24 protein-coding genes and 1 pseudogene are annotated in these 23,439 nt (G+C 45.3%); 3 read left to right on the plus strand and 22 right to left on the minus strand.

Annotation, left to right across the window (positions count from 1 at the left end):
• Positions 1-123, plus strand: a 123-nt coding sequence (locus VST71_03175; protein ID MEC4684719.1) for a transposase, incomplete at its 5' end; no start/stop codon positions are given.
• Between the two features lies 1 nt (position 124).
• Here VST71_03175 and VST71_03180 read toward each other — a convergent pair.
• The 8 genes from VST71_03180 to VST71_03215 form a co-directional block, all read right to left on the minus strand.
• On the minus strand, positions 125-628 hold the full coding sequence (locus VST71_03180) for a hypothetical protein (protein MEC4684720.1): 504 nt from the start codon (positions 626-628) through the stop codon (positions 125-127).
• Positions 629-1,274: 646 nt separating this feature from the next.
• Positions 1,275-1,682, minus strand: a complete 408-nt coding sequence (locus tag VST71_03185) for a hypothetical protein (protein MEC4684721.1) — start codon at positions 1,680-1,682, stop codon at positions 1,275-1,277.
• A gap of 78 nt (positions 1,683-1,760) precedes the next feature.
• On the minus strand, positions 1,761-2,660 hold the full coding sequence (locus VST71_03190; protein MEC4684722.1) for a site-2 protease family protein: 900 nt from the start codon (positions 2,658-2,660) through the stop codon (positions 1,761-1,763).
• Entirely contained in the window at positions 2,657-3,961 is a 1,305-nt protein-coding gene (gene rimO, locus VST71_03195; protein MEC4684723.1) for a 30S ribosomal protein S12 methylthiotransferase RimO, read from the minus strand. The genes VST71_03190 and rimO overlap by 4 nt, the downstream gene beginning before the upstream one ends.
• Before the next feature lie 34 nt (positions 3,962-3,995).
• Complete coding sequence (nadA, locus tag VST71_03200; GenBank protein MEC4684724.1) at positions 3,996-4,982, minus strand: quinolinate synthase; 987 nt, start codon at positions 4,980-4,982, stop codon at positions 3,996-3,998.
• 29 nt (positions 4,983-5,011) lie between these two features.
• Complete coding sequence (locus VST71_03205) at positions 5,012-5,731, minus strand: lytic transglycosylase domain-containing protein (GenBank protein MEC4684725.1); 720 nt, start codon at positions 5,729-5,731, stop codon at positions 5,012-5,014.
• A gap of 131 nt (positions 5,732-5,862) precedes the next feature.
• Positions 5,863-6,099: a sulfurtransferase TusA family protein gene (locus VST71_03210; protein MEC4684726.1), complete on the minus strand. Its 237-nt coding sequence runs from the start codon at positions 6,097-6,099 to the stop codon at positions 5,863-5,865.
• 184 nt (positions 6,100-6,283) lie between these two features.
• Positions 6,284-6,568, minus strand: coding sequence for a GYD domain-containing protein (locus VST71_03215; GenBank protein ID MEC4684727.1), 285 nt, complete (start codon positions 6,566-6,568; stop codon positions 6,284-6,286).
• Between the two features lie 506 nt (positions 6,569-7,074).
• Here VST71_03215 and VST71_03220 point away from each other — a divergent pair.
• Positions 7,075-8,256, plus strand: a complete 1,182-nt coding sequence (locus VST71_03220) for a DUF401 family protein (GenBank protein MEC4684728.1) — start codon at positions 7,075-7,077, stop codon at positions 8,254-8,256.
• Between the two features lie 330 nt (positions 8,257-8,586).
• Positions 8,587-10,119 (plus strand): peptide-binding protein, encoded by a 1,533-nt coding sequence (locus VST71_03225; GenBank protein MEC4684729.1) that lies wholly within the window; start codon positions 8,587-8,589, stop codon positions 10,117-10,119.
• Between the two features lie 138 nt (positions 10,120-10,257).
• Here VST71_03225 and VST71_03230 read toward each other — a convergent pair whose 3' ends face one another.
• The 14 genes and pseudogenes from VST71_03230 to fliN all read right to left on the minus strand — a co-directional run bounded on the left by VST71_03230 (position 10,258) and on the right by fliN (position 23,426).
• Positions 10,258-10,698 (minus strand): PPC domain-containing DNA-binding protein, encoded by a 441-nt coding sequence (locus tag VST71_03230; GenBank protein ID MEC4684730.1) that lies wholly within the window; start codon positions 10,696-10,698, stop codon positions 10,258-10,260.
• Positions 10,699-10,735: 37 nt separating this feature from the next.
• Entirely contained in the window at positions 10,736-13,321 is a 2,586-nt protein-coding gene (locus VST71_03235; protein MEC4684731.1) for a PAS domain S-box protein, read from the minus strand.
• Between the two features lie 271 nt (positions 13,322-13,592).
• Positions 13,593-14,399, minus strand: a complete 807-nt coding sequence (locus tag VST71_03240; GenBank protein ID MEC4684732.1) for an HDOD domain-containing protein — start codon at positions 14,397-14,399, stop codon at positions 13,593-13,595.
• A 142-nt stretch (positions 14,400-14,541) separates the two neighbouring features.
• Positions 14,542-14,991 carry a response regulator transcription factor gene (locus tag VST71_03245; protein ID MEC4684733.1) on the minus strand — a complete coding sequence of 150 codons (450 nt, stop codon included), beginning with the start codon at positions 14,989-14,991 and terminating at the stop codon, positions 14,542-14,544.
• Between the two features lie 137 nt (positions 14,992-15,128).
• Entirely contained in the window at positions 15,129-15,878 is a 750-nt protein-coding gene (locus VST71_03250; GenBank protein ID MEC4684734.1) for a FliA/WhiG family RNA polymerase sigma factor, read from the minus strand.
• Positions 15,862-16,701: a MinD/ParA family protein gene (locus VST71_03255; GenBank protein ID MEC4684735.1), complete on the minus strand. Its 840-nt coding sequence runs from the start codon at positions 16,699-16,701 to the stop codon at positions 15,862-15,864. The genes VST71_03250 and VST71_03255 overlap by 17 nt, the downstream gene beginning before the upstream one ends.
• Complete coding sequence (locus tag VST71_03260; protein MEC4684736.1) at positions 16,698-17,711, minus strand: ATP-binding protein; 1,014 nt, start codon at positions 17,709-17,711, stop codon at positions 16,698-16,700. The genes VST71_03255 and VST71_03260 overlap by 4 nt, the downstream gene beginning before the upstream one ends.
• On the minus strand, positions 17,701-19,737 hold the full coding sequence (flhA, locus tag VST71_03265; GenBank protein ID MEC4684737.1) for a flagellar biosynthesis protein FlhA: 2,037 nt from the start codon (positions 19,735-19,737) through the stop codon (positions 17,701-17,703). Before flhA ends, VST71_03260 begins: the two co-directional genes overlap by 11 nt.
• 82 nt (positions 19,738-19,819) lie before the next feature.
• Positions 19,820-20,857, minus strand: a complete 1,038-nt coding sequence (gene flhB / locus VST71_03270; GenBank protein MEC4684738.1) for a flagellar biosynthesis protein FlhB — start codon at positions 20,855-20,857, stop codon at positions 19,820-19,822.
• Positions 20,858-21,703, minus strand: coding sequence for a flagellar biosynthetic protein FliR (locus tag VST71_03275; GenBank protein MEC4684739.1), 846 nt, complete (start codon positions 21,701-21,703; stop codon positions 20,858-20,860).
• A 19-nt stretch (positions 21,704-21,722) separates the two neighbouring features.
• Complete coding sequence (gene fliQ / locus VST71_03280; GenBank protein MEC4684740.1) at positions 21,723-21,992, minus strand: flagellar biosynthesis protein FliQ; 270 nt, start codon at positions 21,990-21,992, stop codon at positions 21,723-21,725.
• The gene (gene fliP / locus VST71_03285; protein ID MEC4684741.1) at positions 21,989-22,858 is read right to left on the minus strand and encodes a flagellar type III secretion system pore protein FliP; all 870 of its coding nucleotides are present in this window, start codon (positions 22,856-22,858) and stop codon (positions 21,989-21,991) included. The genes fliQ and fliP overlap by 4 nt, the downstream gene beginning before the upstream one ends.
• Complete coding sequence (locus VST71_03290) at positions 22,855-23,172, minus strand: flagellar biosynthetic protein FliO (GenBank protein MEC4684742.1); 318 nt, start codon at positions 23,170-23,172, stop codon at positions 22,855-22,857. Before VST71_03290 ends, fliP begins: the two co-directional genes overlap by 4 nt.
• Positions 23,169-23,426 (minus strand): annotated as a pseudogene (gene fliN, locus VST71_03295) (flagellar motor switch protein FliN). Before fliN ends, VST71_03290 begins: the two are co-directional and overlap by 4 nt.
• Positions 23,427-23,439 lie beyond the last annotated feature (13 nt).

Raw genomic sequence — 23,439 nt, forward strand, 5'->3', positions numbered from 1 at the left:
GAAGGTATTAACAGCCTGATCCAGGCAGCCAAGGCAAAGGCGCGAGGCTACCGCACAACACGTAATCTTATTACCATAATTTACCTCATTGGGGGAAAACTTGATTTCCGTTTACCCACATGAATCAGCGAGGAACCAAAATTACTCCTATTGCGGCAATAAAAAGTCCGCCCCCCATAACAATGCAACAGGCCCATAAAAATCGACGTTTTTGAGACAATGCTGACATTTTGTGATCTTTGATCTCTTCTGGGATATTGACAACTACATTGCTTTCATATGGCAAGACACCTAAAAAAGCTAAGACTAGTCCTACAAAAAACAAGGATATTGATACGAGTCTGTATGGTGCATCAATATTTGAAGGAGATAGAAACACAATATTGCCACCCAGAAGCGCTACATTCAGGGTTATAAATTGTTGTAGTACTTTGTTAACAGTCTCAATGTTATTTTTAATTGTCTCATAGCCCCACTCACGATAAAAAAGCTCTTCGTAAGTGGGTTTCTTCCCCTTTACTATTTCTTGTGTATCAGTCATTTTCTTCGGGTTTTGGCGTAACTGTATTGGTGTGGCCACAATGGCCGCAGTTAACAACATATGTAGCTGGGCGTGGAGTATTGTCATTTAGCAGAAACATTCGTGCTCCATTAGTTTCAAATTCAGAAATTTCATTACAATTTTGACACTCATATTTAACTAAAGCCATCTCACACCTTTAACTGTTTGAAATATTTAATTAATTTGGCGATTTAGCGCATGGAGCTTTACCAAGTTTAATTTGATTCGATACGAATGAATATGCGTCTTCTACACTGTCAAACTTATACTCTTTCCAGCCTACATCCTGTGCATAAACAGTTTTAGTTGCTAACACCAAACCTTTGGGGAATGACCAATCGTATGACTTTATACTCCATTTTCCTCCCGGTGATTTCGTGAGATGTACTTCTTCTCCTGAGTGAAGTATTTGGCTATCGTGTTTACCTCTTTGGTCATTCATACTACCTAGAACTCCTTATACTGACAAAACACATTAGATCCACAATATTTGGTGTGCATAACAATTAATATACGAATTACTTATTTCTTCCCCAAATTTCTTATACTATATCACATTTTAGAAACATATGCACTCTCTGATTGTTATTTTATGAAGAAAAACTATTTTTTTTCGCATTTATGCTGTAATATCAGGAAATACGTAATACGTATAATATTGGATAATTGAAAAGGAGCGTGTCCGGAATAAAGGGATGGACACGGATGTGAATTACTTGATCGTAATCCTGTAGCCTTTCAGTGCATCAACTGCTCTGATCTTTTCACGCAACCTGGACGGGGCAAATCGTCCATAAACATATGACGCCCCGCTCAGTACAAGGATTTTCTTGTCGTCATCCATCTCCCAGTGCCCTCCGCCGACCACCTCCCACTCAAAGTCTTCTATCTCGAACTTTTCCATTTTGCTGTTTGTATATCTTCCGTATATCCCGTTTGTCAGGCAAAATCTTTCAAGGATATTGGCATGAAAAGGTGAGAGGCTTATTGGTGCCAGGATTAGGTATTCAGTCTTATTATTACGTAACTGAATAAACTTTCCCTTTCTTTTCCGGGGCTTCACTTTCTTTGTAATACTTCCGTAGTAGATATCTGAAAAATCGATGAACTTAAGATTCATAACAGAGCGCAACCTTCCGGTTATTTCGAATTCCTCCAAACACGGATTTTTTTGCGGATTCCAAGCTTTTTCAAAACACTATACCACCCTGAAAGGTACAGGTATGAATGTCAGGATAAAGATAATCAGGGCAATCCAGCCTATATACTTCCTGCTCGGCTCAAGCGGGTCTTCCCAGTAAATAACAGGTGGATGATTCAGACCGAGTATGAAGAGCAGGAGTGCCCATATCGCCCATCCTTCCCAGAGCAGGTTTTTGAGCCCGGCGATTAAAGGGGAGTAAGGGAGGCCGGAACTCAGGTATATTCCTGATAAACCTGCTACGGCAAGCAGGGTCGTAAGTGTGAAGGATAATCTCCTGTGTCTTTTGTCCCCCAAAAGGGCGTATGCAATATGCCCACCATCGAGTTGACCGATGGGGAGGAGATTCATTGAGGTTACGAAAAAACCGATCCAGCCGGCAAATGCCACGGGGTTCAGGAGAATATCTTTTCCTTCAGGGGGTACTCCAAGGATCAACCTTGACAGGAGTGTGAAGAGGATGGAGTCTCCGAGGACAATTCCTATCTGCCCGGAATAGATAGATACAAACTGTGAGTTATACAATCCATAGATGGTGACAATGAAGGCAACGATAAATCCTGCAATCGGGCCTGATGCGCCTATGTCTATAAGGGCCTTTCTGGTGATTATGGGTGATTTCATCTTTATAAAGGCCCCAAAAGTGCCGATTATGGATGGGGCAGGGATAAAGTAGGGCAATGTTGCAACGGTATGATGTTTTCTGGATGCAAAGTAGTGGGAGAGCTCGTGTGTAAGGAGGATGGCCATAAGCGAGACAGAGAAGGGAAAACCTTCTATTATCCTGTAAGGTTCTGCAATGATGTTTATTCCCTGCTGCAAGGCACCTGCTGCAAGGGTGGAGAGAAAGGTAAGAATAAAGAGAAACAGGTGTAAGCTGAGCTGTCGGATAGTCATACCAATTCACCTTTCAGGTCGTAATCATAGGCCTCTGTAATCTTTACATTTATAAAATCACCCACTCTGACCGTGCTGTCAACTGACTTTACGATTACCATACCGTCAATCTCGGGCGCCTGCCCCTGATAGCGGCAGAGTGCTATGCCGTCAGCGACCTCATCAACAAGCACCCTGAGAACCCTGTTCAGCATTGACCGGTTTTTCTCAAGAGAGATTCCGGCCTGCAACATCATGAGTTCATGGTACCGGCGTTCTTTTTCCTTTTCAGGTATAGTGTCCCCCAAATTATAGGACGGTGTCCCGTCCTCCCTTGAATAGGTGAAGGCTCCCAGCCTTTCAAATTCCATCTCCCTTATAAAGTTCAGGAGTGCCGTGAACTCTTCATCACTCTCTGAGGGGAACCCCAGAATGAAGGATGTCCTGAGGGTGACATCCGGGATCTTTTTTCTGATATTGTTGATAAGTGCAGTATATGCGCTCCTGGAGCCATTTCTCTTCATTAACCCCAGGACCCTGTCTTCAGTATGTTGTAAAGGGATATCGAGGTATTTGCAGACCTTCTCGTTTCCTGATATGGTCTCTATCAATCTTTCATCTATGGCCGTGGGATACATGTAGAGGAGCCGCAGCCAGAAGTCACCCGGCAGGGAAGTAATCTCTTCAATGAGCTCACACAGACCATATCCCCTGAACTCCCGGCCATAGGAGGTTATGTCCTGTGCAACAAGTATAAGTTCCCTTGTGCCGGAATTAATTAATTCCTCAGCCCTTTGCACTATGCTGTCCGGAGAGAGGCTGATGAAGCGTCCCCTTATTCCGGGGATGGCGCAGAAGCTACAACCCCTGTTACAGCCATCAGCAATCTTCAGATAGGCATAGGAGCCGGGGTTGCGGGGTTCGGGTTGCGAATCTCGGGTTGCGGGTTGCGAGTTGCGAGTTGCGGATGTTTCTGTTTCGAGGAAACCGAGAATTTTTTCGTGGCTATTGACTCCGAAGAAAGCATCCACCTCCGGCAGCTCCCTCTTCAACTCTTCCATGTACCTCTGGGCAAGGCAGCCGAAGACTACAACCTTTTGTCCGTTACTCTTTCCCGAGACAATATCGAGTATCTCCTCTATCGACTCCTTTTTTGCATCCTGGATAAATCCGCAGGTGTTGATGATAACAGTGTCGGCATCTCCTGCATCACTGACATGGTTAATCCCCTTACTGGTCAGCAAAGAGTGGAGGGTTTCAGAATCGACCCTGTTTTTGGGACAGCCAAGGGTCAGGATATGAAAGTTTCCAGTGAGGCCCATTATTCGTAAATCCAGATTACGGAAGGATACCGGTTCATTTGATCTCTAACATCCGGTCAAGCGCCTTTTTTGCCCTTACCCGTATGTCCTCTGGTACCTTTATAATATGAGTCAGTTCTTTCAAGGCCCGGAGGATGCTTGACAGGCGGGTCTTTTTCATATTCGGACAGATCATGTCCTTCCTGAGGGGGTAAAAAGTCTTGTCTGGGTTTTCCTTTCTGAGCCTGTACATCAGGCCTATCTCTGTGCCGACTATAAACTCCCTTGCATCCGAGGATTTTGCGAACCTGAGCATTCCTGATGTGCTCGTTACATGGTCGGCAAGTTCGAGTACTTCGAGGCGGCACTCCGGATGGGCCATTAACAGGGCATTTGGGTATTGTTTTCTTGCCTTTTTAACATCATCCACACCCACCCTGTCGTGGACATGGCAGAACCCGTCCCAGGCGATTATCTTTTTGTTTGTGTTTTTTGCAGCCCATGCAGAGAGGTTTCTGTCAGGTATGCATATTACCTCTTTGTCAGGAAGGGATTCTATTACCTTTACGACATTGGCTGATGTGCAGCAGATATCACTCTCCGCCTTTACCTCTGCTGTGGTGTTTACGTAAGTTACAATCGGCACCCCCGGATACTGCGCCTTTATATCTCTCAGCGTGAAGTCATGTGGAAAAACAAATGTCGGCTGTTCATCATAGCCTGGAAAAGTCTTCCAGATCTTTCTTTCACCACTGACCCTGACCATGTCCGCCATCGGGCAATTTGCCTCCAGTTCCGGCAGGAGCACGGTCTTGTCCGGTGAGAGGATGGAGGCGCTTTCAGCCATGAAGTTTACCCCGCAGAAGACTATTACATCGCAGTCAACACCTGCTGCCTTGCGGGAGAGCTCAAGAGAGTCGCCGGTAAAGTCTGCAATCTCCTGTACCTCGTCTCTCTGGTAGTTGTGAGAAAGGATGATGGCCCGTCGCTCTTCTTTAAGCCTTAAAATCTCTTCTGTAATCTTCTTCTGTTCGTCTTCCATAATGTAGGGGAATTATAAACCATTGAAACCTAAAATGACGAGAGTCCTTTCAGATATACCGGTGTATTTGTATAAAGTGTATGGCCATTTTTTAAGACAACCTTATAAATGCGCTCATTCCGTTTCCTGTTGTTCTGTTGACTCCTCTTTAACGGTCTTCCGTTACCACTGTTAAATTGAAAGAGGATGTCCTGTACGTATAGCAGGGTTTCGGTGTAGGGGGGGATGGAACCGTAACGTTTTACTACCGAGGGGCCTGCATTGTATGCGGCGAGAGCGAGCTTGACATCGCCAAACCTGTCGACAAGACGTTTAAGATACTTTACCCCGCCTTCTATATTTTGCTCAGGGTCATAAGGGTTTCTGACACCCATGTCCATGGCAGTATCAGGCATAAGCTGCATCAGACCTATTGCGCCGCGACTTGATACAGCACGTGGATTCCATCCGGATTCAATCTCTATCACCGCCTTCACGAGTTCGGGATCAAGTGCGTATCTCTTTGCAGTTTTTTCTGCAAGCACCTTGTAGCTTTCAAGGGAATTATCACTGCTGTAAGTAGTGGTATTATTAGCTGAAGGAGTGACGGGCTCTTTTTTCTCTTTAATTATTAACTCTGCATCTTTTTGTACGGGCGTATTTGTGAAATGGTCATTCCCCTTAGCATCAACATATTTATAAATTTCTGAAAATGCTGATTGAGGAAAGAATAAGATAATTACGGTTAGATAAATCGAGAATCGAAGCATACAAAAATATAACATTTACAGGGAGTTAAGTCAACCATTCCGTCACTTTTTGTCGCTTTTCCTGGGGGGCCGGGGAGGCTAAGGTTATATTTCACCGCAGAGGACGCGGTCTCTGCGGTGAACAGGTACGGTTATTTTTTCCTTATAAAAAAGGATATTACGTTACCTTCTTCCCTGGTATCCACGAGTTCGTGACCAAGTCTGTTGAGCAGTGCCGGGATATCCGACTTTGATCCCGGATCAGTGGCTACAACTTCGAGAACCTGTCCGGCCTGGATGCCGTCGAGTGCCTTTTTTGTCTTGAGTACAGGCATGGGACAGTTCAATCCCTTTGTGTCAAGTACCTGATCAGCTTTTATCTCAGGCATGGGAAACCTCCTTTACCGAATTGATAGCTGAGGCAAAGGCTCAGCTCGTCAAGTATGTTCTAAACTATTTAACTATATTTGCCCATGAAATGTCAAATTAAAAGGTTCTTCGATGTTTCTGTAGAGAAATAATTACCCCGAAAGCATTCGGGAAGGCACAAGGGTAAAGGAAGGGGGCAGTTTATTACTTCATTTTCCTTATCAGTTCCTCTACAGGAATGGCAGCCATACTGTGAAGCTGAACTGTACCCCTTGAACCTATCTCCGCAGACATCTTCATTATGGTTTCATTATCCGGTGCTTCTACGATATTTACAAAGTCGTAAGCTCCAAGCACGGCAAACTGTTCCTTAACCTTTACTCCCATGGCTTCCAGTTCCTTATTTACTTCCAGGACTCTTTCGGGCTTTTCCTTGAGGGTTTTCCTGCCCTCGTCTGTCAGGGTACTCAGAATCACATAGTAACCCATGTACTCCTCCTTGATTTATGCCTGAATTTATGCCCCCTTCCTTAAATACTATTCTACAGGATTTGTTCAGCTATAGGAAGTTATATTAACCCGGCAACTATTCAGAGAGACATATTCGTCAAAATCAACCACTTAAGAACTTGTTGTGTAAACTCTTGTTTTGTCACCCTGAACTTGTTTCAGGGTCTCATAAGTCTTTGATTCTTAGAGATTCTGAAATAAATTCAGAATGACATATATCGTTTTTTTTCTGTTTGTGCAACAAACTTTTAACCAGCTAAAAACTCTGTATTTATTTTCCGGTTTAATAAAAAGGTTTTTCGGGTTTTTGGGGATAATGCAACCACAGAGACACAGGGGCACAGAGTTTATAAAACGAGTTTTTAAATGCCTGATAAAATATTGACTTCTCGGTGTCTCTGTGTCTCTGTGGTTGTATAAAGTTTTTGTTCTGAAAATGAATACACTGAAAATGGATACAATGCTTTCTGGTATAATTAAATCCCATGTTTGACCTGGTCCGTTTGGCAATGGCATTTGCGCTCATCCTCTTTCTGCTCAGGCGGAAGTGGAACGTTGGATATGTGTTGCTGACAGGTTCAGGTGCACTTGCCGTGCTCTATCTCATGAATCCGTCAAGCCTGTTTCTGGTTGTTAAAAATGCACTCACTGCAGGCATTACAATAAGGCTCCTTATTGCCCTCACCTTTATCAGGATTTTTGAGTTTATCCTCAGGGATAAGGCCATCCTTGCAAAGATGATGGAGTCGATGAAGGGACTTTTCCGCAACAAGAAGGCAGTGGTCATATCCATGCCGCTTCTGATCGGGATGCTCCCGTCTGTCGGCGGGGCATATTTTTCTGCGCCCATGGTGGATGAGGCAACTAAGGACCTCTCCATTACCCCGGAAGAAAAGGCCTTTGCCAACTACTGGTTCAGACACCCATGGGAGTTTATACTGCCGCTTTATCCGGGAATCATACTTGCCTCTGTCCTGACCTCCATTGAGGTGAGGACCTTTATAATGCTCAACCTCTCCTATGCAATAACGATGTTCCTGATCGGCCTATGGGGACTCAGGGGGATAACAGGTAGTTATGAAGTGCTGAAAAATGTTTCCCGTAAAGGGCTCTGGAGCTTTCTGCCGATTGTAATCCTCCTCGGGCTCGTGATAATATGGCACATGGAGCTCCATGTAGCCCTTGTAATCCTGGTCTTGATCTTAATGATTTATTTCAGGTATTCACCAAAAAAAGCGGTTGAGGCATTCAGGTATGGTTTTTCGAGGGATGTTGTGGTGCTTATTATCGGGGTGATGTTCTTTAAGGAAGCGCTTGAGGTATCCGGTGCCGTGGGCAATATCAGCAGTTTTTTTCATGACAATAATATTCCCATGATGCCCATACTCTTCCTCCTGCCGTTTCTGACAGGTGTGCTGACAGGGGTTACAGTCGGATTTGTAGGCAGCACGTTTCCCTTGATAATGAGCCTGACTGGCAGTGATCCCCATGCCTTCACCCTTGCCTTTGCCTCCGGGTTTGCCGGGGTACTGCTTTCGCCTGTGCATGTATGTCTTATTCTTACAAAGGAGTATTTTAAGGCTGATATGTGGGGTATCTATAAAAAGACCCTGCCTGCAGCCGGTGCGGTGATGATAGTGGCTGTACTGGAGTTTTTAGTTATATAATAAACCGTCAAATAAATACAGAGTTTTTTAGCTGGTTAAAAATTTGTTGCACAAACAGAAAAAAAACGATATATGTCATTCTGAATTTATTTCAGAATCTCTAAAAATCAATGACTTATGAGACCCTGAAACAAGTTCAGGGTGACAAAACAAGAGTTTACACAACAAGTTCTTAAGTGGTTGATTTTGACGAATATGTCTCTCTGAATAATTGCCGGGTTAATATCGAATATGCATAGAACGAGATTATTTATAACTGTATTAACATGTATTGCTGCCGCTCTCCTGTGGCTGACTGTGGTATTTGCTGCTGAGACAACCGGAGGGGAAGTGCCATCCTATGGAGACGCCCTTGTTGTGGGCTCTATCGGGGAGCCGAGCATACTTATTCCCATGCTTGCCGGTGACAGTGCCTCTCATGAGATTGCCGGCCTTATATTCAACGGCCTGGTAAAATATGACACGGACCTTACAATAATAGGTGACCTTGCAGAGTCCTGGAAGATATCCGATGACGGCCTGACCATCACGTTTTACCTCAGGAAGGGTGTGAAGTGGGCTGACGGAGTGGAGTTTACTGCCGATGATGTGATGTTCGGCTACAGGACCATCATTGACGAAAAGACGCCGACGGCCTACAAGGAGGATTTCCTTCAGGTCAGGAAGGCCGAGGTCCTGGACAGGTATACCTTCAGGGTCACTTACGGAGAGCGCTTTGCACCTGCGCTCAGTACGTGGGGAAACCTCCCTGTACTGCCACGGCATCTCCTTGAAGGAAAAGATATAACAAAGACAGCTTTTGGAAGAAACCCTGTTGGCCTGGGGCCCTTTAAACTGCAGCGATGGGATTCGGGACAGAAACTCGTGCTTGCAGCGAACAAGGATTATTTTGAGGGAAGACCCTACCTCGATTACTACATATACAGGATAATCCCTGACCAGGCAACGATGTTTATGGAGCTCAGGGCCGGAGGGGTCGACCTGATGAGCCTTACACCCATACAGTACAGAAAACAGACTGATACCCCGTTTTACAGGAAAAACTTTCAGAAATTCCGTTATCCTGTCTTTGCCTATACATACCTTGGATTTAATCTCAAACACCCCTTTTTCAGGGATATCAACGTGAGGAGGGCACTTGCCTATGCCATAGATAAGGAAGAGATTATCGATGTGGTGCTTTTCGGCCTCGGCTCTGTGGCAACAGGCCCCTATGTCCCTGAGACCTGGCCATACAATCCTGCAGTCAGGAGGTATGAATATAACCCTGAGAAGGCAAAAGCAATACTCAGGGAGGCCGGCTGGGAGGACACGGATGGTGACGGCATCCTTGATAAGGACGGCACCCCTTTTGAATTTACAATCCTGACAAATATGGGCAACAGCCTCAGGGAGCGGACTGCAACCATTATCCAGTGGAGGCTTAAGCAGATCGGTGTCAAGGTGAACATAAGGATACTCGAGTGGAGCACTTTTATTAATGAGTTTATTGACAAGAGGAGTTTTGAGGCAGTAATACTCGGCTGGTCGATAGGCCTTGACCCTGACCAATATGATATCTGGCATTCAAGCAAGACGGGTGAGAAGGAGTTTAATTTTGTATCTTATAAAAACAAAGAGGTGGACAGGCTGTTGGAGGAGGGGAGGAGGACTTTTGATATTGAGAAGAGGAAGAGGGCCTACTACAAGATACAGGAGATACTTGCAGAAGAGGTCCCCTATATCTTTCTCTACGTGCCTGACGCACTTCCGATAGTACATAAGAGGTTCAGGGGGATAAAACCTTCACCCATAGGCATATCCTACAACCTTCCAGAATGGTATGTGCCGAAGAAACTTCAGAGGCACCATTTGATACCATAAATAGAGTCTGTGTACAAAGTCAGTCTCTCTATCTGTCATTCCGGCAGTTTTTAAGCCGGAATCCAGTGTTTTCAATGCTTTCCGGATGCCCCGAACGTTTTCGGGGCATGACGACAAAAAGACATTTATACACAGACTCTAATTGACAAAACCGAGCAATGAAAGCCCTGTCTCCGCATCCGGGATCCTCCTGGCGTCGATCCCGTTCAGCTCAAATATAACGACTTCAAGGATCAGAAATACCTCCGAGTCTCTCCTGAGGCAGCCGGATTTAACGGTGTCTTTTTTGGCATATGCCCCATGGAAGTGTATCCTGGGTTTTTCTTCATCCCAAAAGATGGTCCCGAATCCAAAGGCCTCGTGACTTTCCCTGAGCTCTCTCCATACCGGTTTTGGCGGCATCTTCTCCTCTTCAGGACCAACAACAAAACCGCCTTTCTTAAGCCCTCCCACAATCTGGAAAACTGCTGATCTGATATCCTCTTTTTTGGCGACTTCTGTCAGGCCGTTAAGAAGGTCCTCTCCGTCGGTAAAACGTATAACTATTACCCTGCCGATACTTCCAACCCTGTATTCCATCGTTTTCTCCTCTCTAAACACCCTTATTGCGGGTTATTCAACTCTCTTCAAAAAGTACTTCATGCAATACCTGGCTGAGTTGCTGCAGTCTATAGGGTTTTGCCACAACACCATAAAAACCGTACTTCTTGTAGTCAGCCATTATCGGGTCATTGGAATAACCACTTGAAACAATTGCCTTAACCTCAGGGCATATCTCAAGCAGTCTCTTGATGGCTTCTTTTCCTCCCATGTCACCTGGAACGGTCAGGTCCATTATGACTGCATCAAAGGGATATCCGGATTCCTTTGCTTTTTTGCAAACATCGAGCATCTCGGTGCCGTTTGCTGTAAACTCGACTTCATATCCGACAAGGCTCAGCATTTTACCTGCCACATCTCTCACGATCGCTTCGTCATCCATTATGAGAATCTTCCCGCTTCCGGTAAGGGGTTTTTCATTCGACTCCGTCCCTGCCGGACTCTGTTTCAAGGAAGCAGGAAGATAGATGTGGAAGGTTGTTCCGGCCCCTGGCTCAGATTCCACGGTGATATATCCATCGTGTTTTTTTATAATGGAATAGGTAGTTGCAAGTCCAAGACCGCTTCCCTTCTCCTTAGTGGTAAAGTAAGGGTCAAATATCTTTTGAATGTGTTTTTTGAGGATGCCGGTGCCCTGGTCTTTTATCGATAATTTTATAAAATTCCCCTTCTTCAGAGGCAGTAAGTCTTCTGGTCTGACGGTTATATTTTCAGCACTCACCTCAACAGTTCCGCCCTCCGGCATGGCTTGCTGCGCATTAATGATGAGATTGTCGATTACCTGACTGAACTGTGCTTCATCTATCTCAACCGGCCGGAGGTCTTCTGCAATGGAGACCTTGCAAATAACATTAGACCCCCTTAATGCAAAACATACTGAATCTTTTATTATCTCTACCACCGAAGCTGTTTTCTTTACAACCTCTCCACCCTTGGCAAAGGTCAGCAACTGTCTGGTCAGGCCCCTGGCCCGCAAAGATGCCTTTTCAGCCTCAGTCAATCTTTCGAATATTTTGTCTTCTGGTTTTATATAGGTTTTTGCAATGGAAATATTGCCCAGAATTGCAGTCAACAAGTTGTTGAAATCATGGGCGATACCTCCGGCAAGTACACCTAATGATTCGAGTTTCTGTGTTTTTAAAATCTCTTCTTCCATCTTCTGTTTTTCTGTAATATCGCGGAGCACAAGAACCACACCGATAACTTCACCCTTCCTGTCACAGATGGGCGCAGCGCTGTCCGCTATAATCCGCTCTGTGCCGTCTCTGGCTTTAAGGACTGTATTGTCTGCAAAACCAACGATACTTCGGGTTTTCAGTACCTTCACTGCGGGGTTCTCTACGGGTTCTCTGGTCTTTTCATTGATTATGTGGAAGACCTCGGTCAGTGGTCTTTTAACGGCATATTTCTGTGTCCAGCCTGTGAGCTCTTCGGCTATCTTGTTTATCAGAACAATATTTCCGTCTGTGTCGGTAGTTATGACGCCATCGCCAATTGACTGCAGGGTTACGGCAAGGCGTTCTTTTTCAGCAGCAATTGCTTCTTCTGCACGGGAGCGCTCAATTGCTGTAGCGAGTACGTTGGACACAGCCTGGAGGAAGTGAATATCATCTTTAGTGAATTTGCGAAAACTGGTTGTATGTGCACCGAGGATGCCAAAAGGCCGCTCCTTTCCATGAATGATAACGCTTATGCCGCTGACTACACCGTGGTCAGTGAGCAACTGTGGCCCTCTGAACCGGCTTTCGGTCCTGAGGTCTTCAACAACGACCGGCTTGCTGGAGACAAGGGTATATCCAGCCTGTGAGTCTCTCTCTGTTCCCACTGTTGTATGGCCTGTAAGCCCTTCTTTCCAGCCCACACCAGCCCGTAACAGGAATTCGTTGCCATCCGGAAGGAGCTCCAGTACCTTGCAATACTCCACATCGAGGGTCCGGGCAACAAAGGAAACGGATTCTTCCATCAGTGTGGAAGGCCCTATGCCGGAAAGTGCGCGCTGACCCAGTTCAGCCACGACTGCCTGCTGGTTTGCACGGACTTTGAGTTTTTCCCTTGTCCGTTCACGCTCGGTGACATCATTTGATGTTAATACAAATCCTGCAAGTTCGCCTTTTTCGTCCAGTATGCCGGAGACTCTTGATTCAAGTATCCTGATGCCGTTTTCCGTTTTCTGTTTCAGTGTATATCTGTATTCACCTTCTTTTCTGACCATTTCCATGGCATGACCAAAATAGGATGAATCTACCTTTTCTCTTGTATGCATCTCCATGACAGTCCGCCCAATGACCTCATCTGCCTTGTAACCAAAGAACTTTTCAGCCACTGGATTATAGTATACGATACGAAAGTCGAGATCTGTGGCAGCCATGGCCATGTCTGTAAACGAGCGCATTATGTTGTCAAAATAAACTTTTTTCTTTGTCAGTGCCCTTTCTGTCTCCCGAAGGTGTTTGACAAGAAAGACAACAATGGCCGCAACGATTAGAGAAAGTACAAGAGCATCAATAGCGCCTGTCATGAGTAGACTGAGACGAAGTTCTCTGTATATTATCAGACCCGTAATGACATTTGTTAGCGCTGTCAGTATTTCTGTCAGAAGCATTGATATCCAGACAATATGCCACAGGCTTACGGTCTTAAGCTTATGAATGATTTGTGGTATCATGGATCAAGGTTTTGTAGTTGTGACTGTAACATATCGATTGGACCTGCAATAATTCTAACATGATTTGTCGATACTTGAGTATATAAAAATAAGGGTAATACCCAAAGCCGGCTATAAAAAGCCTCAAGCAAGTGAAGGAAGAGTCTGTTATATTGCTTTCAACAACCATTTATCACTGGATTCGGGTAATAAATCCAAGGGGTTGGTATCATAGAGTAAAGAGTTCCTGCATTGTGGCGGCTTCTTCTCCGGCCTTTTCCCTGACTTTTTTTATCTTGCCTTCGTCAAGTGAAAGCTCCAGAACAATGGCGTCGTGTTCTTCAGTCCATATGCCATCGTCTTCGATTTTAGGGAAGAAGCTCCTTGATAGTGCCTCAGCAAGAGATATGACAGATGAGGTCTCCCTGTAGTTAGCACACATTGAGGGCTTGTGGTGGTATCTGACCGAGCATACAATCTCCTCAGGCAGCAGGGCATTTTCGAGAAAATTTCCTGCTGCTGCTGGATGGTCAATCCCGAAGACCTCTCTTTCCTTCAGGGAGATATTATCTGAAGACAGCATTGATATATATTTTTCTCTGTGCAGAGTTAGAAAAATAACCCTTCCGATATCGTGGAGCAGTCCTGAGACAAAACAGATTCCCCGTTCAATATTGCATACATGGTCGGAAATATTTGCAGCTATTATGCCGACCTCGTAAGAGTGTTGCCAGAGTTTTCCAAGCCTTTCACGTTCGTTTCTGCCTAAAAATTTAAAGACAGAGGTTCCAAGGCAGATTCCTTTTACAAGATCATACCCCAGGAACATAATCGCCTGTTCAAGGGAGTTGACCTTGCCGGCATGACCAAAATAGGGAGAGTTTGCCACCCTGAGGATCTTTTCCGTCAGGGTTTGGTCATGTTTTATGACATTTGCAATATCAACAAAGGTAGATTGCTCATCCTGAAGTACCTCAAAAAGACGCCTGAGGATTACGGGAAGGGTCGGCAGGTCTGTTAGACTGGTAATATTCATACTCGTCATTATTATTAGTTGCTGAGCAGGCTTTCAGGATTCAAGGGAATTAAGAATTAACCTCTGAATACTGATACGTAATACCTTATCGTCCAAAAGAAAAAAAACTTTAGTCGCTGTAAAGCAGCAGAGCCTTGGAATTTTACGCTTCTTTTGAGGAGAGTTTTTTAATTACCTGTTTTGAGATTGAAGGTGAAAAATAGAGACCACCCTTTAATATAGCAACGATAGCTTCTCTTAGTTCCGAGAAAGGAGTTGGTTTCATAATAACCCCGGATGCACCCCTTCTTATGGCATCGGCTATTCTGTTAACGTCCATAATCCCTGTAAGGATGATTATCTTGGAGCTGGGAACCAGAGGTCTGAGTTCCTTGATAACGTCTGCTCCGTGCATTAAAGGGAGGTTCATGTCAAGGATGATGACATGCGGGGACTTTTCTTTTATTACCTTTATTGCATCAACACCGTTTTCCGCCTCACCGATAACCCTGTAACCTTCAACTGAGTTGAAGAGGTCTTTCAGTCCATTCCTGACAATGGCATGATCTTCTATAATAAAGACTTTAATCATATAAGACATTATATCACACATCTGTATATACCTCCAGCTCCGGTTTTGGGGTTTATTGTTTGAAGCAGGCCGGGTTTGGGATAAGGTCATTCATAAGCTTGGATATTTAGGGTCAAACTTGCCTTTATTCATCTTATCGGCCATATTTAATGAAAACTTTAATCACCGGTTATTTTTTCAATATAGGCCTTCATCCGTATAAGGGCCTGACTGTGGAGTTGGGACACCCTTGATTCAGAGATGCTCAGTACCTTTCCGATCTCTTTAAAGGTAATCTCCTCCCAGTAATAGAGTGAGAGGATGATCTTTTCGCGTTCCGGCAACCTGTCCATGGCCTTCACCAGATGGTCTTTGAAATCAGACTTCTCAAGGAGTGTGAGAGGATCATCTGCGTTTTTGTCCTGGATATGTTCATATATATTGTAGTCACCGTCCCCGCCTTGTCCGACCCTGTATTCGATATCTTCAAGACTTATTGTAACCGACCCGTTTGCATCCTGAAGCAGCTTGAAGAGTTCATCGGGGGCTATTCCAAGTTCCTCTGCAACCTCTTCTTCGGAAGGCGGACGGTCAAGTTTCTGTTCCAGACGGCGGTATGCTGATTTTAGGTCGTTTATCTTTTTCTGGAGCTGTTTTGGTGCCCATTCAGCAGACCTAAGTTCATCAAGCATTGCCCCTTTTATCCTGTATTCAGCATAGGTCTTTATATTTGTGTGTCTTGACGGGTCGTACCTTTCAATTGCATCAAGCAGTCCTATCACGCCTACACTCAGGAGATCATCAATTGTAAGTTGTGGTGACAGTCTCCATGCAAGCCTGTAAGCAGTATATTTTATGTACGGAAGCATGTCCTTCAGGACTGCCTCTTTTTCTTCCTCTGTAGTGATGGCCCTATATCCCTGTATCATTACCGACCCCGAAAAGATTTCCCAGAAAGAACTGGATACTTCCTTTAAGCCTGGTTTTGGCATCGTTGCCGAGTTTAAACGCGAGTTCTTTGAAGCCTTGTGCCGAGAGACTTTCGGGCTCAGAGGTTACAACTGTCTGCTGGGACCTGACGGCCCTCGGGATAGCACTATCCTGGGGAATGAATCCAAGATAATCGAGCGCTATGTTCAGGAACCTCTCTGTTACAATGTGCAGTCTCTTAAAAACATCGAGCGCCTCGGAAGAACTTCCGGCACAGTTGACGAGTATTCTGAACTCCCTTTCCTGATATCTGGTGTAAAGGAGTTTAATCAGTGCATAGGCGTCTGTAAGAGAGGTCGGCTCAGGGGTTATAACAACCACTATATCCTGTGCAGCCATACAAAAGAAGGTTACATTGGATGATATTCCTCCACTGGTATCAATCAGGAGGACGTCGATATCCTCATCAAAGGAATCAAATTCATCGAGCAATCGTAACCTTTCAAATTCGTTTATGCTGGTGAGTTCTTCTATTCCGGAACTTGCAGGCAGTATCATGACTCCCTCAGGACCCTTTACAATGACCTCGCTAAGGGACCGTTCACCTTTCAGAAGGTGATGAATATTGTATCTTGGCGCCATGCCGAAAAGGATGTCGATGTTGCTCAATCCAAGGTCTGCATCAAAGATAAGAACCTTCTTCCCCTGTCTCTGAAGTGATATGGCGAGGTTTGCCACTATGTTTGTCTTGCCGACTCCGCCTTTGCCACTTGTAACTGCTATGGTGCTTATCTGTTTCGGCTGGTTCTTTAGCTGTTTCATTTTTCCACTCCTTTTTCCAGTATGAGCCTTGCGAGCGTATTGTTGTCGGGAAACTCAATATCCATTGGTATACGCTGTCCGGTGGTAATATAGGCAACAGGTTTTTGATACAGGACGGACAGATTGTAGATGGAGCCGGCATTAACCGCCTCGTCGACCTTTGTGAATCCGAGACAATCGATACTGAGCTGCCTGTAATATTTATATGCATCAATCATAAAGACATCATCACTGCTTGTGCTCATGATCAGATGTGTCTCTATTGGAAGACCAAGGGTATGAATCTTCCGGATCTCGTCAATATATTTTTCATCCCTGGGGTTTCTCCCTGTTGTATCAATAAATATCAGGTCGCGGCCGGTATGTTTAATCACCCTGTCTTTCAGGTCGGAGATATCAGATACCACCTCCAGGGGGACTCCAAGAATCCTTGCAAAAAACCTGAGCTGTTCAACTGCACCAATGCGGTATGTATCAAGTGTTATGATGGCAATCCTCTTGCCTGAGCGTATTGCCTGGGAGGCAAGTTTGGCCAGTGTGCTGGTCTTTCCAACGCCGGTGGGGCCTATAAGCATCACTGCTTTCTTTGCAGACAATGCATTCATGGTCTTTATCTCCTCCGTCAGAACATTCAGAAGGGACTCAGGGTTTCCTGCCTTCTCACACAGCATCAGGGCGAATTCTTCCTTAATGGACCTTTTTAAGAGTAGTTTTAGTATTTTGAGTTTTTTATCCGGAAGCTTCATCTCGTATCCGCTTTTCTTCATCTGGACGAGGGCCTCTTTCAGCCGTTCGACCTCGCTTTTGAGTTCCGAGAGGTCTGTTGACTTTTCAGCAACACAGGACGGTTCAGAGATGCTTATCCCCTCATAGTCCACTGCTGCTACTACCTCGACCATATTCTCTCTAAGTTGCTCTGATGAGAGAATTACTGCATCAGGGCCCAATTCTTTTTTTACCATCTTCAGTACCACGGAAAAAGTCTTCGCATGGAATTTTTTAATCTTCATAGCTCACCATTCCCAGTGAATAGAGTTTTGTGTTTGATGAAATTTCATTGCTTGACAGGATGACCAGAGAGGGCATGAGCCTGTCGGCAATGTTTCTTAAATGTCTGCGTATCTGGGGAGAACAGACCAGGGCCGGCTGGATGTTTTTGAGCTTGTCACCCTTCAATGTCTTTTCAATCCCCTGCAGGAGTCTTTGCATTAATTGAGGCGACAGGCTTGTGCTCTCTTCCATGGACTGGATAATTTCCCGCTCATATCGTGGGTCAAGGGTGAAGACAGGCAGGGTGCCGTCAGGGAGCATATACTGTTTGCTTATAACCCTGGAGAGGGACTGTCTGACGAGTTCTGTAAGTGTATCAGGGTCTTTTACTCTTTGACCGTGATCAAGAAGGGTTTCAAGTATGGTGATCATATCCTTGATGGGTATGCGTTCTTTAAGGAGGTTCTGAAGCACTCTCTGTACTGTGCCTAACGGGAGTATGTTTGGAACAAGTTCTTCAACTATTCGCGGATAGTTCCTGGAGACATTGTCAAGAATATCCTGGGTCTCCATTCTGGTAAGCACCTCCCATCCATGTCTTCTGAGCAGTTCCGTCAGGTGGGTGACGATGACAGTGGAAGGGTCGACAACCGTATGTCCCCTGGTTTGGGCGGATTCTATTTCACTCTCATCAATCCAGCAGGCGGGCAGACCAAAGGCAGGCTCTTTTGTCGGGATACCCTCAACCTTCTCCTGTCCCTCGTCCCCGGCCACTGCAAGCCATTTTCCTAAAAGCACCTCTCCTTTTGTAATCTCAATCCCTTTTATCTGGAAACTGTATTCATGGGGTCTGAGTTGCAGATTGTCCTTTATATGAACAGGTGGGACTATAAAACCAAGTTCCTGTGCAATCTGTCTGCGCATTGCCTTGATCTTTCCAAGCATCTGCCCCCCCGGTTCTTCAACAAGGGGTATCAATCCGTAGCCGATCTCAAGGCTGAGGGGATCAAGTTCAAGATATGATTCAATTGACGGCTCTGAGGGGACCTCGGTTTCCGTGGCCTCCTCCTGTACTGTGGCAGGTTTTCTGGATACCATATATGCGATCGATCCGGAGGTGATGGATATAATGAGGAACGGGATATGAGGCAACCCTGGAACAAGGGCGAGGATGAAGAGTACCCCGGATGCAGTTGACAGGGCCTTGGGATTAACGAATATTTGTCTTTTGACCTCTTCTCCAAGGTCTGTATCGCTTCCTGCACGGCTTACGACTATGCCTGCAGATGTGGATACGAGCAATGCGGGTATCTGTGATACAAGTCCGTCACCTATGGTAAGGAGCATATATGTTCTTGCAGCATCAGCAATGGGCATGCCCTTCTGAAAGACCCCTATCATGAGTCCGCCCAGAATGTTTATTATTGTTATAACGAGTCCTGCAATGGCATCACCCCTTACAAACTTACTCGCACCATCCATGGCCCCGTAAAAATCCGCTTCATGAGAGATGGTCTCGCGTCTCTTTTTTGCTGATTGTTCGTCTATGAGACCGGCATTCAGGTCGGCATCTATTGCCATCTGTTTGCCGGGCATGGCATCGAGGGTAAATCTTGCCGCCACCTCGGCAATCCTGCCTGCCCCCTTTGTAATAACTATAAAGTTGATAATTACAAGAATCAGAAATACAATAAGCCCTACGGCATAATTACCGCCAACAACAAAATTACCAAAGGATTTTATTACCCGCCCTGCAGCTTCAGCGCCTTCATTTCCCTTGAGGAGTATTATCCTTGTTGTTGCAATATTAAGAGACAGCCTGTAGAGGGTGACCATAAGGAGGAGAGACGGAAAGACCGAGAAATCAAGGGGTTTCTTAATATAGACAGATGTGAGGAGTATCACGATTGCAATGGATACGGAGATGGACAGGAATATATCAAGGGCAAAGGCGGGTACCGGTAAAAGCATTATTCCCAGGACTACCACCATGCTTAGCGCCAGGGCCATGTCACTGCGATTTTTTAGAAAGTTTAGTCTGTCCATCCATTTTCCTCCAGGTTGCCGGTTAATATTTCCATGCCGGCTTGATTTCCTTGTAATCCGTAATTCCTTGCCGGTGACATTTTTATGCCACCGCTCCCCTGAGTTTATAGATATAGGAAAGTATCCTGGCAACTGCCCTGTATAGTATCTCGGGTATTTCCGTGTCCACGTCCAGCTTGTAGAGGGCCTGGGCTATGGGTTTGTCCTCCACAATGGGAATGCCGGATTTGCCGGCAATATCCTTGATCCTTTCCGCCATGAACCCTGCACCCTTGGCAATGACCTTTGGTGCTCCCATGGCAGCCCGTTCATACTTCAGTGCAATAGCTAAATGAGTCGGGTTTGTTATTATTACAGTAGCTTTCGGTACCTCCTGCATCATCCTTTTTCTTGCCATCTCTTTCTGTATGGACCTTATCCTGGCCTTTATATGCGGATCACCTTCTGTTGATTTATACTCCTCTTTCACTTCCTCCTTGCTCATTCTGAGTGAGCGCTCATGTTTCCATCTCTCGTTGATATAATCAAGAAAGGATATGATAAAGAAGCAGACAAAGCCGAGTTTTATTGTATAGAAGAGCATTCCCGACATGGATACCGAAAGAGTCTGTACATCCATAGCCATCAGGTTCAGGAGCAGGGGCATGCTTTTTTTGAGTATGACGTAGAGTAGCAACGCACCTGTAATAAATTTGACAATACCCTTCAGGAATTCCATTGCAGCATGTCTTGAGAACATTCTCTTTATTCCCTCTATCGGGTTTATCTTCTCCACTTCCAGCTTTAGGGGTTTGATGACAAATCCACCCTGTATGGTATTGCCGGCTATTGCCATTAGAACGGCTATCGCCATAAAAGGCAGCAGTATCAGGACGCCTTTGACGGATAAATCCTTCATTACATCCAGAGGACCATTAAGGTGTGGGAAGGTAAGCCCCTCTCTCGTAATGACCATGATGTTCTGTATGGTGGAATGTCCCATAAAAATCATGATGAGGACAACCCCTCCCATAGAGAGCATTGAACTGAGTTCCCTGCTGCGGGCAACACGGCCCTCTTCCCTGGCCTTCTGCCGTTTTTGAGGAGTTCCCTGTTCTGTTTTTTCCTGGTCATCAGCCATTTACCTGGTTCCTCCCGAAAGGATTATACCGGTGAGATCACCCTTTATCCCAATGAAATAACCGCTGAGAAGATAGATCATCAGCGGTAACCCAAGGAGCATTACAATATATCCCAAAGTGATATATATGGGGTATCCAACAAAGAATATATTAAACTGAGGTATGAGTTTGGAGAGCATGCCAAGCAATATGTTGGTGATCATCACCACGGCTATGACAGGTGCTGAAAGTTTTATTGCCAGTGTGAAAATCCTGCTGCTGAGTGCTATCCCTGCACTTACCATGCTCTTTATATCCGCTCCCCCGACTGCTACATGTTCAAAGCTCTTTATAAAGGCATAAATAAAGTAGTGATGGGCATCAAGACTCAGGAAGAGCAGAAAGGCCACGATGCCGTAGAGCCTGGCAATTTCTGTTGACTGACCGATCTCCGGATTAAAGACAGTTGCCATGGAGAGCCCCATTGTAGTGGCTATAATCTGGCCGGCGGTATCAACAGCATAAAAGATGAATCTCACGGTCAGGGCAAGGACAAAGGAGAAGATGGTTTCCTTTATCACCATGAGGGGAATGTCCGCCTCAGCCCAGAGATTCTTTTGATTTTTCATGTCTGCTTCGTCTCCGATAAAGTGCTCCAAGGAGGGTTGTAAGTTTTCTCCGGGTTGAATGACGGTCTGCACTATAGGGGTCAGCAGTAAAGATAGGGCAATGATAAGGCCGATCCTGAAATGGGGAGGCAGATTCTTGCTGCCAAAAAAGGGCAGGAAGGTCATCACTATCCCCAGTCTCAGAAGGACAAGGAGGAAGGTCGTTATGTCGTTAGTCAGTATCTCGGTGCCTTTCACGGAATCTCCTTGTAATCCGTCACTTAATGTAATACGGTATATTAATTATCAACCGGCGGGTGAAATCCACCAGCACCTGGGCAGTCCAGGGAAGGAGTATAAAGAGACAGAGAAAGACCGCCAGTATTTTGGGTACAAAGGTCAGGGTGAATTCCTGTATCTGTGTGATTGCCTGGAAAAAACTGATCAGGAGGCCTACAAGGAGGCTTACAAGCAGTGCAGGCCCTGAAACGATAAGGACTGTTTTAATAACCTCCCCGGAGATATCCCTCACCATGTCTATAGTCATTGGAAACTCCTTACGAGTGAACCTATCAGGAGATTCCATCCGTCAACAAGCACAAAGAGGAGGAGCTTGAACGGCAGGGATATGATTACAGGCGGCAACATCATCATCCCCAGCGAAAGCAGAACACTTGCAACCACCATGTCTATAACCAGGAAGGGCAGATAAATCAGAAAGCCTATCTCAAAAGCGGTCCTTAGTTCGCTGATTGCAAAGGCGGGAATTACGATCCTCAGAGACAGGTCTTCCGGCTTTTCCGCTTTTTTTATACCGGCAATGTCCATAAACAGCCCGAGGTCTTTTTCTCTGGTCTGCTTCAGCATGAACCCCTTGATCGAGGGCTCGGCCCTTTTGAGAGCATCAACAAAGGTTATCTCTTCCTTAACGTAGGGGTTTACGGCATCTGCCTGAATTTTCTCTACAACAGGTGACATGACAAAGAGTGTAAGGAAGAGGGAAAGACCTATGATGACAGGATTTGGTGGTATCTGCTGGCCTCCTATGGCATGCCTCAGGAAGGAGAGAACCACCACTATCCTTGTGAAGGACGTAAACATTACCAGCACTGCCGGGATGAATGAAAGGAGGCTCAGGATGATAAAGAGATTCATCATGGGATTGTCAATCTTGCCGAGCTCAAAGGCGTTAGCGGTTGCAGGAAAGGTTGTTGAAGATATGATTACAAAGCAGAGAGTGAAAGCTGCAATCTTTATATCTTTTCTCTGAAAACATTTCCTGACATTTGTTGGGTTAAACAATCTGTCCAATTTAACCCTGACCAGTTTAACAGGGCAGGCCTTTTTAATCTCCGGATAAAGGCGTAGTGATTTGTTTTCATCTTTGCTTATGTAGTCTGTAGAATGGTTCATTTTCTGATAAGCAGTTCCTTGAAACTTTTTATCTGCTGGATATTGTTCTTGAGTGTTTTGAGTTCGTTTTCAAGGGCAATTTCCGGGATTGTCTTCAGGAGTTTCAGGTCATTGGTTGTAATCCCGACAAGGAGTATCTCTTCACCTGCCTTGATTATTGCTATACCCTTTCTGGGTCCAAGGTTCAGGTATCCGAGGGTTTTGAGAATTTCCGATCCTGTGCCCGCTCTTTTTTTCATAAACCCTGCCACAACAAGTATGAGGCCGACAATGAATGCAAGTGAAAGCGCTATCTTTATGGTCTCTTCCATCATTTCAGTTGTCTGATCCTTTCCATTGGACTTATAGTGTCGGTAAGCCTTACGCCGAACTTTTCGTTAACCACAACAACCTCGCCCCTTGCAATCAGTTTGTTGTTGACGAGTATCTCCATCGGTTCTCCTGCCAGTTTCTCAAGCTCGATAACAGAGCCCTGACCGAGTTGAACCAATTCCTGAATGAGCATTCTCGTTTTTCCGAGTTCGACGGTTATCTCAAGTGGTACATCAAGCAGAAAATTTATATCCCTTACTGTCTTATCC

Source organism: Nitrospirota bacterium (assembly GCA_035873375.1).
In the GTDB taxonomy this organism is placed as follows: Bacteria; Nitrospirota; Thermodesulfovibrionia; order Thermodesulfovibrionales; family JdFR-85; genus BMS3Bbin07.